We start from the raw sequence: 14,146 nt of genomic DNA on the forward strand, positions 1-14,146 counted from the left end.
ATTTTAAAGGATGTTCAAAAAGGGAGTTATTTACCTTTTTGAACATCCTTTAAGCAATGAGCGAATCCGCTGCATTGTCTTAAGCATGGTCTGAGTGGTTTTCTCAGAACAGGCGTGCAGCGTGTATAGCCATTGCACATATTAATTAAAAGTCACTTCATCTAAAGAGATGCAACCTCACTTCGATATCCCATCGAAGTAAGGTTGTTTATTATGATAAAACTCTGTTATCTTTAGGGAAGCTGTAGAACAAATTAAGTACCAAATTACTTTCGAAACGGAGATAAGTATGGATATTCAAGAAATTATTAACGAATTATTTTATAAAGTTATCATTCATTCAGATGCAATAACATTTGAAGAATTAAATGGATGGACTTCAAGTAAATTGTATTTACTAGAGAAAAATGGAACTGAGAAGTGTGTCGTTAAAATGAATGACCCACAAGTTCTTAAATCAGAAGTACTCTATTTAGACTCATACAAAAAGATAAATCTATTACCTAACCTTTTATACGTTGAACAATCTTACAAGTACATCGTTTATTCTTACATTGCTGGTGATACAGACCAAGTTAGAAATAATAAAAGTTACATACTTCACAAACTTGTGCTTGAACTTATTAATAACTATACGACCGTGCCTACTTCGAATCTCTGGGGATGGGAAGATGATTCTACTGAAACATGGCCAGATTTTCTTTTGAATGAAGGAAATGAAGCAAAGACAATTTTAGGTTCTCTTCTTAAAAATGAAGATTATATCTTAATAGATCATCTTATAAAAAGTCCGAAGAGAATTCCATTAAACGAAGAACCTTTTTTATTACATGGCGATTGTGGTATACATAATTTTATTTTTAATAACGCTCAGTTGTCTGGGGTAATCGATCCAACTCCTCTTCTTGGACTGCCACTCTACGATTTAATTTATGCCTTTTGTTCTTCACCCGATGACTTATCTAAACAAACAATAGAATCTGCCGCAAATCACTTAGTAACAAAATGGGACGGTAAAGAGCAACATTTATATGAAGAAGTTCTTATAGGTTTGTTTCTAAGGTTAGCCATGTGTATGAAACATCATCCTAGTGATTTAGAAGACTATCTAAAAGCGTGGAGTTATTGGAAAACCATTGTGAGAAATAGTTGCAACACGACCGAGGGGAGGAGTACAGAACCCTATTAGGTATAATCTATCAGCCTTATTAACAATTTATATCAATAAGAAAAAAGCCGACTTCCAGATTTGATATTAAACTGGAAGTCGGCTTTTTATATGTTTTACGTCCTAAATAGCTTTAGAAGAAATTGGCTTTAGTGTTCTTGTTCATTAAAGGTATTTTTATTGATTGATTGGATCGGTTGTTGCTCTTTAATACTTTCACTAAAACGGAGTAAATCTCCTTGAATAATACTATCCGAGAGCTGCAATTCTTCTTGAACCTTTTCTTTATAAGATTCACATAAAGGGGTTTCCGCAGGTTCACCTGTTGTTTTGTCATAACACGTGTTGCCAATAAACATCGCTTCATCTGTAATAAAATCACCATTTCTCAATATAACCAACTCTTCGCGATCTTCAGAGAAGAGATTGTTACCAAAAATCGTTTGATTCTCTATCTCCATACCGAGTAAATGAAAGAGTGTCGGACGAACATCTATTTGTCCTGAGACAGTTGAAATTGTCTCACCTTCAGCACCAGGTATATGGATGATAAGCGGTACCTGTTGTAGTTCAACTTCAACGAATGGTGTAACTTCCTTATCTAAATATTGAGACATAGCCTTGTTATGGTTCGTTGAAATACCGTTATGATCTCCGTAGATGATGATCATAGAATCTTCATAGAGTCCGTTTTCTTTTAACTCATTAAATAACTCCTTAATCGACTCATCCATATATCGAACGGTTGGAAAGTATTTATTCAACGTATTACTGTTGGAATCATACCTGTCGATATACATATCTTCTTCGCCTAAATCAAAAGGGAAGTGGTTTGTTAATGTAATCAAATTCGTATAGAAAGGCTGAGGCATATCAAGCATATGATCGACTGACTGCTCCATGAAAGGAATATCCTTTAATCCCCATCCAATACTGTTTTCCTCTGTAACATTATAATCATCTTTTGTGTAAAAACGATCATACCCGAACTGCTCATACATGACATTACGATTCCAGAAACTTCCATTATTTCCGTGAAGAGAAGCTGTATAATATCCATTTTCCTTCATGATCTCAGGCATAGCATAATAGTCATTACTGGAATGTGTGAAAAACACTGCGCCTCTTGCTGATGGATAAAGCGAATTTGCAACCAGAAACTCGGAATCGGACGATTTCCCTTGAGCACTTTGATGATAAAACTCTTCAAAATACAAACTATCATCGATTAAATCATTCAGAAACGGAGTGATTTCTTCACCGTTAACAGTCTCGTTAATGACGAAATCCTGAAGTGATTCTGCCGCAACAAAAATAACATTTTTTCCTTCTGCAATACCAAATAAATCTTTTTCTTCAGATTTTTCCATATCTTCCTTATCTTCTTTAATGATATAATCAATAGCTTCCTCATTAATATAATCATTGACTTCTTCAAGCTCTGACTCGTTTGCAAAAACTCTGGGAACACTGGATGTTATGTGCAATTGAGCATCATAAATGTGATAACTATAGATCCCAAGATTCTTTACTAAAAGATCCCGGTCAAATGTGCGGGTTAATAATTCTGGTCTTTCAATGTTTGCTAGACTGATATTTGCGATAGTTATCAGAATAATCAAACCATAGAGCGGACTAAGTTTTTTAAAACTGTATTTCTCGTCTGGTGTATTCCTAGCTTTTTTCCATTTATAAAGCAATATCGCTGCAATGGGGATGTCTATGAAAAACAATAGATCATACCCGTTCACAAGCGTTTGAATACTAGAGCCTAAATCATTAACATTATTCCCCATGAGAAGTAATGGTATAGTAATAAAATCCGTAAATTCCCTATAGTAGACAATATTGGCATAAAGAATAGCTGAAATTAAACTCATGAAAATAAGTAAAAGACCAGTTTGTCTTTTTTCTTTTTGCATCAGGATAAATGTAAATGCTAATAAAAGCACAGGCAATGGATTTAACAGCAATATAATCAACTGATTCACGTTTTCTAATGAAAATTGAAATTCTGTTAAACTAACAACGATTGTTTTAACCCATAAGAAAGCTAATACTACCCAAAAAACTAGTGGTTTACTGCTGATTATTTGTTTCATGATCTTTCCCCCATATTTATTACATTATTAATTCCAAACATTTTTTGTGTTTTCTACTCATCTTTCATGTAAATAATTTCACATAGTTTCACATAATTAATTACACTTTGAAGAGCCTTATTTCACTAAATATATCGACTAGAATAACCCCTTTTTTCATATAATTGGAAGTGGAAAAACGAGTCCATACTCCTCTTAAAAAAGAAGATTGCCATTTTAAAAGGGACAACACTATTGATTTCACAAGGTATAATGGCTATTTCAAGCTATTTGTAGATAACTTCAAAAATAGCAAAGAGCCACAAATACATCAATAATCATTCTAGAAGTTCGAGACATTAGATTATTGTATCATTAAAATAAGGATTAGCAAGAATTTTTGGGTAGCAAACAGCCTTAGTCCAATCTGTTGCTTTTCATATTTCCTTTCTTCAATAGAGAGATGCTAATAGTATTTTTCTTAATTTAATATTTTGAATATGGATAGCAACCTAAAAGACGATTAGCCATTATTGTGCTAAAAATGACTGATTGGGCGAAATCATCAACAACTCAAAAAAAGGTATATGCCCATGACACTTCTATCCTAATTTCATAGGCTAGAGTGAAAGCCGATAAGGACATAAACACAAGCTTACGTTTGTGCTTGAGAGGAGATCTAAAATGTACAATCAAGGAATGCATTCGAATCCGATGTACAATCAACAAATAGCTCACACAAGAGATTCAAGATTAGGATACGGTAGTATAGGTCCGCTGAGTGCAGGGCTTTTAGGAGCTGGATTAGGTTATCTCGGCGGAGAATTATTCGATAATGATGTACCTGCAGGAGTTGCCCCCGGTGGATACGGAGGTTACGCCGGTTATCCGGGTACCCCTGGCTATGGTGCTTATGGTTATTCAGGAGCTAACTATGGAGGTTACGGTGGTTACAATGGCAATCCAGCTACTGCCGGCTTCGGAGGCTACGGTGGTTATCCAGGAACTGGTTTTGGTGGCTATGGAGGATACAATGGCTATCCAGGTGCTAGCGGCGCTTTCGGAGGTTATGGATATCCAGGTAACAGACCCGATTTATTTTAATAAAAATGTAAACAGAAGATTAATCTAGTCTTTATAACTCCATAATTTTTCTGTATCAGTTTGTATCTACAGTCCAAACTCACTTAAACATTCTGCATACGATTGACTACATGATATAAATTGGAGGTGTTAGAATGAGTGCAGTTGGAGGTTATGCAGGTGGTGGTTTCGCTTTAATTGTAGTCTTGTTTATCCTATTAATCATTGTAGGTTCAGCTGGTTTTACACCAACTTATTAATTTTTAGAGAAGCAGGGCAATCTTTGTCCTGCTTTGTTTATGGTTTTTAGGTTACGCTTTAAAACCAATCCATATTACACTAATCCAAAAAAATTATGGTCTTATGTATAGTTATTCACATTTTTTCCATTCGTCCCCCATAATACTTAGGATATTTTTAATACTCCCCGCAAAGAATGAGAAAGAAAAAGAAAGGGGAGGATATATAGTGGGGAAAAGGAATAAAATTCTTGTTCCAGAAGCAAGAGAACAATTAAATCAGTTAAAGGCAAGGGTGTCCAATACCCAGGATCCAGATAATGCGAAGTTTGAATCCGCTCAAAAACAAAGGATTCCTTTGGTCAACGGTTACAATGGAGAAATTAAAGCAAAGGACGCAGGAAAAATTGGTGGCAATATAGGTGGAAAGATGGTTCGAGAATTAGTTAAAATGGCGGAAAACCAACTAACCAAGAGAAACTGAAGCAAATTAAAATTCTAATTAAAAGTTAATACAATAATGAAAATAATACTGAAGGACAATAATCATAAGACACCGTTACAAGAAATTGGTACTGGTGTCTTTTTCAATTTTGTAGTTTTCAAAAGTCTAAAAAATGAGAGAAGTTTTAAATGCTGATTTCATGCATCAGAAACACAAATGTAAGCTAGCTTACGTTAGAATATGAGCGTTTCAGGTAACCCATTCAATATAGGATAAAAAGGAGGCAATATTAATATGAGTAATAAAATGACGTTCCAGGTTACTGGAACAACAAAGAACATGAAATCAACACTAAAGGCGAAGCAACATGAGGTTATTATAGATGAGCCACCTAATATGGGTGGAATGGGTGGAACGGATGAAGGACAGGATCCATTATCAAATTTACTCGCCTCGTTAGCAGGCTGTGAAAACGTAATTGCCAATATGGTGGGAAAAGAAATGGAATTTGATTTAGAGTCCATCGAATTTGATGTAAATGGTGAATTGGATCCACGAGGTCTAATGGGACAGGCTGATGTTCGTCCTTACTTTGAAAAAGTATCTGTTCATGCAAAAGTAACGACGAGTGAATCTCAAGATCGTATAGATGAGTTAAAAGATAAAACAGATGCACGTTGCCCTGTCTATACAACATTAAAAGCCGCTGGAGTAGAGCTTGAGGCTAATTGGACAAAAGCATAAATAAAGAGTATTTCTATCACAATTTTTGGCAGATTAAGTGCTAAAATTGTTGAATGAAAGTATATCACACCACTTTCATTCGCTATGACGGAAGTAACTCTTCAGTCAAAAATCCCCTTCCTCCGAAGATCGAGGAAGGGGATTTTTTTGTATTACAGAAATAAAGCTATTCTTCTTTATTTAAAATGCTAGTGATCTCGTCAGCTTTGATTGAGTAGCCAAACAGACTTTTTTTCAAAAGCCCTTCTTTACGAAGTTTACTCATGAGCAGTGTAATCGTTTCTCTTGTAGATCCTACCATAGTTGCAATATCTTCGTGTGTAAGTTTCATTCGAATGGATTGCCATTCTTTCTCACGCCGACCACTTTTTTCACTCATTTTCATCAGTAAAAACAATGTTCTATAGCGAACGCTACCGAGGGCAATCTTTTCACTAATTTCATAAGTTTCTTTTAATCGATTGGATAATATTTCGATAAGCTTTAGTGCGGCAGGGGGGTGTGAGGCAATAAAATCTTCAAACTTTTCTTTATTCATCGTGCATAAATTACACTCGGCATAAGTCTCTTGGTCACTTAACATTAAGTTTTTCGTTTCACCAAATATATTTCCATCTAATAGTATATCAGTCGTAAACTGTTTTCCGCTTGAGTTCATTCGATACAGGCGAACTTGTCCTTTTTTCAGAATAAATAATACTTCTAATGGTTTATCAGGAGAAAGGATTAATGTCCCTTTTTTTACAGGAGTCATTGTACTACTTCGATCAATCAACTGTAATTCTTTCATTTCAAGTTCTTCAAAAATATTGATATTAGATAGGAGTGTTAGTTATCCATGCTCGTACCCTCTCATTTCCAGAGTTATAGTTATATTTGCAACAATACTATTTCTACATAAGAAAAAATGAGTGTATCTAAGACTATCTTCTTCGTATTGTACCTCATTATCTATAAGTAAAGAAGAAAAGTGAGAACGGAATAAGAGATGCCCACCAAAATATATAATTTATTTCATAACACGTAAGATAGCTTACATTTTTATCTTTATGAGTGTTTACGGCAACTGAATTCGGGTTAAAGAACATACATCACGACAGTTACAATCTTTTATGTAACCGAAGCCTATGCGTGATGCCTGATAACATCTTCTAACAGAGCTGGAATGGGAGCATGCTTATAGAGGCTGTTTCCTGGACTAGTCTTAAGGTTTGGACAGATCAATAAAATTATTTTCCGGTAACATATATCAAAGCTCTATAAAATATAGAAAGGATGTTTAAAATGAAAGCATTAATGTTAAATTGTTCCTTAAAGACAAGTGAAGAAGAGTCACATACGAGTTGCTTGTTACAAAAAGCTGCCGAATGGTTGAATAAAGAGGGCACCGAAACCGAAGAAATCCGTATCGCCGATTACCAAGTTTCGCCGGGAATGGCACCAGACATGGGAAATGGAGATGAATGGCCAAAAATTATGGAAAAAGTACTTTCTGCTAATATAGTTATTATTGGAACTCCAATTTGGATTGGGGAAAAAAGTAGCATTTCTACTCTTGTTATGGAGAGATTGTATGCGTCTAGCGCGGAAACAAATGAAAAAGGGCAGGCGATTTATTATAATAAAGTTGGGGGCGCTGTTGTCACAGGTAACGAAGATGGAGCGAAAGAATCTGCGAAGTCCATCTTGTATGGCTTGCAACATATTGGTTTCACCGTTCCTCCTAACGTTGATGCGTATTGGGTTGGAGAAGCAGGTCCAGGACCCTCATATATAGAAGGTGGAAAAGATAACGAATTTACCAATAAAAACACAAAGGTAATGTCTTATAACTTATTGCATTTTGCACGAATGCTTCATAAACATCCAATACCTGCGATTGGAAATACAAATTAAGCTTGTTAGGAAAGCTACCTTGTTAAAAGTTGGAGTTAATAAAATATAAAAATTACCTGTTATTGACTTTGCTTTCCGCACGTTTGCTAAGAGAGAAATGTGCTTCTAATAGACTATTTAAAACTACGGAAACTTCACGTATTTCAACAAAAGGGCATGTACATCAAATTCTTTAACAAGAAGTCCGTTTAGGTCAATAATCCGAAAAGAATGGTCATATCCACTCTTTTTTCCTCCACTAGTGTATCCTAATATATTCATACTAGACGTATAGAAAGAGGCAAAAGATTTGGTAACTAATCGAAAAAAGTATAGTTATATCTTAGCCTATGGCATGTTACTATTATTAGCTTTATATGCATTGTCACCAGGCTTCCGTAATTTTATCTTTCAAGCTATCACACAATTATCCCATGGCGATATAGAAACCGTGAAAAACTATCTTTTGACTTTCGGTGTTTGGGCTCCTGTAATATCTGCTTTGTTAATGGTTTTATCTGTTCTGATTGCACCTTTACCAGCTTTCATTCCCACTTTTGCTAATGGTCTTCTTTTTGGAGCATTTTGGGGAGGGATACTTTCATGGTCGAGCGCACTGATTGATGCAACACTATGTTTTTATATAGCTCGTACACTAGGAAGACCTGTTGTGAAAAAATTGGTCAATCGAAAAGCATTGGAGTGGTCCGATCGATTTTTTGTGCGCTATGGCTATGGTATGTACGCTATAATTATCAGCAGAGTTGTTCCCATTATGTCATATGGTATCATAAGTTACGCTGCCGGTTTTACGAAGATGAAATTTAAGGTGTATATAATTGGTACAGCGATTGGTCAATCACCAGCCACTATGTTGTATTCCTATTTGGGAGAACATTCAACGGAGTCCGTCATGATGATCGTGTGGGCTTTTGTTGCTGTCGTTGTTATAGCCATTGCGGGGACGGTACTTAAACCATGGTTAGAACGAAAAATGAGAAAAAAGTAAATTATAATTTAGTATTCCCTCCATATGAACTGTAACCTATAAAATGGACAGTTTATAAAAAAGTCCTATGATGTGTGGATGAGTAGTTTGATATCATACAATTTCAGATAGAGCAATCCTCGGTAGACGCTTGGTACTCAAGGAAATTTTAGCATATATAAAGGACTATCGTGCTGAAAAGAAGAATGAGGAAGTTAATCAATTCTATATCCCCGCTCTAAACACGATAAAAATGCAAAGTGTGCACTCTATTTTCCCTTTTTTGAAGTTAAAATAGATATAATTTCAAAGGAGAATTTTTTATTGATTAATTCAGTGGGTAATATCATGTTTCTGACAATTAGAAAGAGATGCATAATAGCCGTCCTATTAATATACCTTTATGTATAGGAGGTGGCTAATGGAAAAGAAAATTCATCACACTATAGAATATTTAACCAACGTATTAAGAGCAGCCCAAGAAGAAGATGGTTCTTGGCACTACTGCTTTGAATCTGGCCCTATGACAGATGCTTATATGATTATTTTATTAAGATCTTTACATGACGATGATGAAGAACTCATTAAAATTCTTGTGAATCGACTTCTTGCAATTCAGAATAAAAATGGCGCCTGGAAATTATTTAAAGACGAAACCGATGGGAATCTTTCCGCAACTATAGATGCTTATTTTGCCTTACGGTATTCAGGTTATGTAGATGAACAGGATCAGCTTATGGTTAGAGCTAAATCCTTTATTATCAAAAATGGTGGTCTAACAAATGCTCAAGAATTGACGAAAGTGATGCTTTCCTTAACCGGTCAATTACCATGGCCTATCCATTTACAAATTCCAATAGAATTCATTTTATTACCACGATCTTCTCCAATTAGCTTATATGATTTTGTCGGCTATGCCCGGGTAAATATTGTACCGATTCTTATTACCTCAAATTTAAAATACCACCTGAAATCAAGTAGAACACCTGATTTATCTGATCTTATTGTTCAAAGGCAGCTAAATGAAGATACCTCAGAATTGTCTCGAGGTCTCTTAACGACCGTAAAAAAAGAAATAAACAAACTCATTAACTTTCCGAAAAATCTTCGCAGTCTTGCCTTTGAAAACTCGAAACAGTTTATGTTAAGTCGCATTGAACCTGATGGGACTTTGTACAGCTATTTTGTTGCTACCTTTTTTATGGTGTTTGCTCTACTATCCCTAGGCTATTCCAAGCATGATTCTTTAATAGTAGAAGCTATGAAAGGGTCTAAAAATCTTATTTGTCAAACAAAGGATGGCTACCATTTGGAGAACTGTACTTCCACTGTTTGGGATACTGCGCTTATTAGCGATTCCCTGCAACAGACTGGGATTAATGCTACAGATCCGATGATTATAAAAGCTGGTGAATATCTTTTATCCAGACAGCACTATAAATACGGAGATTGGGCATTAAATAATTCCAATACAACACCTGGAGGTTGGGGCTTTTCGGACATTAATACGATACTACCCGATGTCGATGATACAACCGCATCTTTAAGAGCGATAAAAGGTCTGACGAGTGTTAATCCAAGTTACGCAAATAATTGGTCGAGAGGAGTGCAATGGGTTTTATCGATGCAAAATAATGACGGAGGTTGGTCTGCGTTTGAAAAAAACACAGATAACTTTCTACTATCACTACTACCAGTTGATGGAGCCGAAAGAATTTTTATTGACCCTTCCACATCCGACCTATCGGGTAGGACATTAGAGTTTCTTGGAAAAGATGTACGTTTCAACACCGCTTATCCACAAATTCAATCGGGGATTCAATGGTTAGTCAAAAATCAAGAAGAAAATGGTTCATGGTATGGACGGTGGGGAATTTCTTATATATATGGAACATGGGCGGCTATTACAGGATTAACAGCCGTTGGAATCAGAAAAAACCACCGTTCTATTAACAAAGGTGTAAACTGGTTACAATCCATACAAAACAAAGATGGGGGGTGGGGAGAGTCCTGCCTGAGTGATATTTACAATAGGTATGTGCCTCTTCATGCTAGTACTCCTTCTCAAACAGCATGGGCCTTGGATGCACTAATATCTGCTGCCGATCAGCCAACAAATGCCATAAACAAGGGAATCATGCAACTAATCGATAGTGTTCATCAATCTAATTGGAAAACAGAGTATCCAACTGGAGCGGGTATTCCTGGTGCCTTTTATATTCATTACCATAGCTATCGCTACATTTGGCCTCTCCTTACGTTAAGCCATTATCGGAAGAAGTATTTGTGAAATAATGAAGAATAAACTAAAGCTTATTATGCAAATGAAACTTATCTCTGGTTCATAAGGAAGCCTGCATATTTCCTAATTCTTGAAGAAGATCAGTTGCTTTATCATCAAGAACAACTAACCCATTTGGCAGAAAAAATAGTCTTTAAATTCAATTTTTTGACACCCTATCGTGATGCTGTTATTGTAATAAAAGTAATTCATACTAATTTTATCAGAAAAGGGTGTTTTAAATGACTAAGGTTCAACCTATAGATGAAGTAAAAGATCCAGTTCAGCAAAATAGTGCTGATTTAAATAAACCTCAAAAGTCACTAATCATTGGTGGTCTAGTTGTTGCGGCAATCTTATTGAGTTATCTTGCTTTCACACAAACTATTGCTCAACCTTACTAGTTATTGGTGTGCTGCTTGGATACACACTGCTCCATGCTCGCTTTGGCTTTACTTCGGCATTTCGCAGGCTTGCGTCTGTTGGAAATGGGCAGGCAATCCGTTCGCACATGCTAATGCTAGCAGTTGCGGTAACATTATTTGCTCCAATTTTAGCATTTGGTTATTCCTTCTTTGGTGGAGGCGTCAGCGGATATGTGGCACCATTAGGTGTTAGTCTTCTCGTTGGTGCTTTCTTATTTGGAATAGGGATGCAACTTGGAGGAGGTTGTTGTGCATCTGGTACGCTGTATGCAGTTGGAGGCGGACGTACTGTTATGTTTATAACTCTATTATTCTTTATCGTCGGTTCAACAATAGGAGCCTATCATCTACCATTTTGGACCGAAGATCTACCAGCCTTTGAACCTGTTTCTCTAGCAACATCTACAGGACTCGGTTATGGTGGTGCTTGGGCTTTATCGATTGCATTATTTGGTCTTATCACTTGGATTACGATCATTATAGAGAAAAAGAGAAAACCACCAAAAATGGCACCTGTACCTTCAACAAAAGGTTGGAAAAGGATTTTCCGCGGATCATGGCCATTATTCGCAGCAGCTATTGCGCTGGCTGTCCTTAATGCTTTAACTTTAATGACACGTGGTACGCCATGGGGGGTTACTTCCGCTTTTGCATTGTGGGGATCTAAAATTCTCATGTTTTTCGGAGTCGATGTTGCTAGTTGGGGATATTGGCAAGGTGCAAATGAAGCAGCACTGCAATCATCCATTTTTGCTGATTCAACTACCGTACTGAACTTAGGTGTTATTCTTGGAGCATTCCTTGCTTCAGCGGCAGGTGGGCTTTTCAAGTTTACTAGTATTAATCTTAAAAATGTAGCTGCGGCTGTCATTGGAGGATTGTTGTTAGGCTATGGTGCCCGTCTCGCTTTCGGTTGTAACATTGGCGCGTATTTCGGCGGCATTGCGTCATTTAGTCTTCATGGTTATATTTGGGGAATCCTAGCACTAGCTGGGACTTTTGTTGCACTATATATTAGACCATTATTTGGGTTATCCGTTCCAAAATCAAAAGATTCGTTTTGTTAAGGAATGAGGATAACAAATCACCATGCGAAATAATCGCATGGTGATTTGTTATTAAAAGAGAATAATGTATCTTTTAGGTTTCATATAATCTTTGCATAAACATTATAGTTTATCAGTTTTTTAACGAAGAATAATATAATCAAGGATTGTTAGATAAATCTGCTAAGATAAGGGGAAGACTAGTGTCCATCATCAATGAAGTCAATTTGCTGCTAATTATTCGTGAAGGAATATTTTCTGATGGTTTTAGTAAGGGGTACTTTTATGCTAAAGTATAGCCTAAGTTGAACTTGAAAAATAAAAAAGTTCTGGAAGGAGAAATCAAACAATATGAGTACATATAGAAACGATCAAGTTAAAATGACAACAGAAGTAGAATCGCTGCGAAACATGCTTTCCTATGTAGAACATTTGCAAAGTTATGATGCAAAAATGCTGACAGTTCCCATAAAGTCCGGAAAATGGTCAATCCGTGAAATCGTCGGACACTTATACTACTGGGATAGCTACTTGATGGAATCAGTAATTCCTCGTTTGGCTCAGGACTCGTCGCTGCCGCCCTTTCCGTATCCTGCAGTGTATAACCGAGCAGCTATAGCTTCCCTTGAAGGTCGAAAAGTATCGCGGATTTTAGAAGGATTTATCACAAGTCGTAAATTGTTAATTGAACAAATCATGTCTTTGGACGACCAGATGACGTTTAAGATAAGGGGATCCGAAGAAACATTCACAACGAATAAACTCGTCGATATGTTTTCAAAACACGACCTGCACCATCAAGAGCAAATGGAAACTTTTTTAACGCAGGACTAGACAATGATCAGTTTATTTATTCGTCAATAAAAATAGATAGTTAACTAATGAAGGGCAGCAGGGCGAACTGAAAGATTCATATCCTGCTGTTTTTCATTCACTAAATATAAGATTTTAAACGCAACTTATTTCGATTAAGACAATTTTTAATTATTATCCTGAGTTTATTCGAATAAAGAAAGTTTGAAATAAATAATAATAATCACACTGAAAATCACGCAAATAATCCATGCCAACGGTGGATTTTTATTATGGATAGCTGCTACCAGGAACAGGACAAACCATGTAGCAACTGACCACCACATATGCCAGTCGTTATGAAATGTAATAATTCCAAGAAATACATATAAAAATTCAAATATCGACCCGCTAATTATAAATATAATAGTATAAATTATTTGCAGATAAATCCTTGAGGCATATGGATAGAATGAAAGATAAAGTAATATAATAGCAGGAAGTGATAGAAAAGCGACCCGTAATTCATTCATTGTCCGGTTTGGAGACAAGAAAGTTCCATGATATAACCACAGTGGATGATCATAAGTTAAAACGTAGGCAAAAAGGCTAACTAAAACGATAAAAAGAATTGTCGGATAGTATTTCCTCCAGTTTCTCCAGTCACCAAAACACCCTGTTAAAATCAAGAGTGATGCTGTAAAAAAGGATGGAAGATACCAAGAAACCGTTTGCAACATAGACTGATACTCCTTAGGAAAAACTTCATATATTATGTCTTTATATTATGCTCTTTTGCCTATACATTATTAAACAATTAGGGAAGCGCTAATATAAATACGAATTCAGTGATTTATCGTATTCGTGTCCTTTTTTGGTAACTGTTAACTTATTCTGTTTAATGTCTTATTCTTCATAGATTCATCACATTTATATTATATGATTTTGAGTATGCTTTGGAATTATTAAGAGGTTAAGT

12 protein-coding genes and 1 pseudogene are annotated in these 14,146 nt (G+C 35.9%); 10 read left to right on the forward strand and 3 right to left on the reverse strand.

The window, feature by feature from the left end; genetic code table 11:
• Nucleotides 1-289 precede the first annotated feature (289 nt).
• A complete protein-coding gene (locus tag ACHABW_RS21135) occupies nucleotides 290-1,189 on the forward strand; it encodes a phosphotransferase (RefSeq protein WP_435758308.1) in 900 nt (299 codons plus the stop codon).
• Between the two features lie 128 nt (nucleotides 1,190-1,317).
• On the opposite strand, the gene ACHABW_RS21140 is transcribed toward ACHABW_RS21135, so the two are convergent.
• Entirely contained in the window at nucleotides 1,318-3,270 is a 1,953-nt protein-coding gene (locus ACHABW_RS21140; protein WP_435758310.1) for an LTA synthase family protein, read from the reverse strand.
• A 663-nt stretch (nucleotides 3,271-3,933) separates the two neighbouring features.
• On the opposite strand from ACHABW_RS21140, the gene ACHABW_RS21145 reads away from it, so the two are divergent.
• The 4 genes from ACHABW_RS21145 (at nucleotide 3,934) to ACHABW_RS21160 (ending at nucleotide 5,760) form a co-directional block, all read left to right on the forward strand.
• On the forward strand, nucleotides 3,934-4,353 hold the full coding sequence (locus ACHABW_RS21145; protein ID WP_435758312.1) for a hypothetical protein: 420 nt from the start codon (nucleotides 3,934-3,936) through the stop codon (nucleotides 4,351-4,353).
• A 134-nt stretch (nucleotides 4,354-4,487) separates the two neighbouring features.
• A complete protein-coding gene (locus ACHABW_RS21150) occupies nucleotides 4,488-4,592 on the forward strand; it encodes a YjcZ family sporulation protein (RefSeq protein ID WP_435758314.1) in 105 nt (34 codons plus the stop codon).
• A gap of 208 nt (nucleotides 4,593-4,800) precedes the next feature.
• On the forward strand, nucleotides 4,801-5,055 hold the full coding sequence (locus ACHABW_RS21155; protein WP_435758316.1) for a small, acid-soluble spore protein, alpha/beta type: 255 nt from the start codon (nucleotides 4,801-4,803) through the stop codon (nucleotides 5,053-5,055).
• A gap of 255 nt (nucleotides 5,056-5,310) precedes the next feature.
• Nucleotides 5,311-5,760: an OsmC family protein gene (locus tag ACHABW_RS21160; protein ID WP_435758318.1), complete on the forward strand. Its 450-nt coding sequence runs from the start codon at nucleotides 5,311-5,313 to the stop codon at nucleotides 5,758-5,760.
• A gap of 166 nt (nucleotides 5,761-5,926) precedes the next feature.
• On the opposite strand, the gene ACHABW_RS21165 is transcribed toward ACHABW_RS21160, so the two are convergent.
• A complete protein-coding gene (locus ACHABW_RS21165) occupies nucleotides 5,927-6,550 on the reverse strand; it encodes a Crp/Fnr family transcriptional regulator (RefSeq protein WP_435758320.1) in 624 nt (207 codons plus the stop codon).
• A gap of 485 nt (nucleotides 6,551-7,035) precedes the next feature.
• Between ACHABW_RS21165 and ACHABW_RS21170 the strand changes: the two genes are divergently transcribed.
• The 5 genes and pseudogenes from ACHABW_RS21170 to ACHABW_RS21190 all read left to right on the forward strand — a co-directional run bounded on the left by ACHABW_RS21170 (nucleotide 7,036) and on the right by ACHABW_RS21190 (nucleotide 13,209).
• Nucleotides 7,036-7,656, forward strand: coding sequence for a flavodoxin family protein (locus ACHABW_RS21170; protein ID WP_435758322.1), 621 nt, complete (start codon nucleotides 7,036-7,038; stop codon nucleotides 7,654-7,656).
• 289 nt (nucleotides 7,657-7,945) lie between these two features.
• On the forward strand, nucleotides 7,946-8,644 hold the full coding sequence (locus ACHABW_RS21175; protein ID WP_435758323.1) for a TVP38/TMEM64 family protein: 699 nt from the start codon (nucleotides 7,946-7,948) through the stop codon (nucleotides 8,642-8,644).
• 400 nt (nucleotides 8,645-9,044) lie between these two features.
• On the forward strand, nucleotides 9,045-10,913 hold the full coding sequence (shc, locus tag ACHABW_RS21180; RefSeq protein ID WP_435758325.1) for a squalene--hopene cyclase: 1,869 nt from the start codon (nucleotides 9,045-9,047) through the stop codon (nucleotides 10,911-10,913).
• Between the two features lie 233 nt (nucleotides 10,914-11,146).
• A pseudogene (locus ACHABW_RS21185) lies at nucleotides 11,147-12,396 on the forward strand (YeeE/YedE family protein).
• A 330-nt stretch (nucleotides 12,397-12,726) separates the two neighbouring features.
• Nucleotides 12,727-13,209 (forward strand): DinB family protein, encoded by a 483-nt coding sequence (locus ACHABW_RS21190; RefSeq protein ID WP_435758327.1) that lies wholly within the window; start codon nucleotides 12,727-12,729, stop codon nucleotides 13,207-13,209.
• A 164-nt stretch (nucleotides 13,210-13,373) separates the two neighbouring features.
• Here the strand turns inward: ACHABW_RS21190 and ACHABW_RS21195 are convergent, their stop codons facing one another.
• Entirely contained in the window at nucleotides 13,374-13,907 is a 534-nt protein-coding gene (locus ACHABW_RS21195) for a CBO0543 family protein (protein ID WP_435758329.1), read from the reverse strand.
• Between the last annotated feature and the right edge of the window lie 239 nt (nucleotides 13,908-14,146).

The organism is Salipaludibacillus sp. CF4.18, assembly GCF_051262595.1.
In the GTDB taxonomy this organism is placed as follows: domain Bacteria; phylum Bacillota; class Bacilli; order Bacillales; family Salisediminibacteriaceae; genus Salipaludibacillus; species Salipaludibacillus neizhouensis.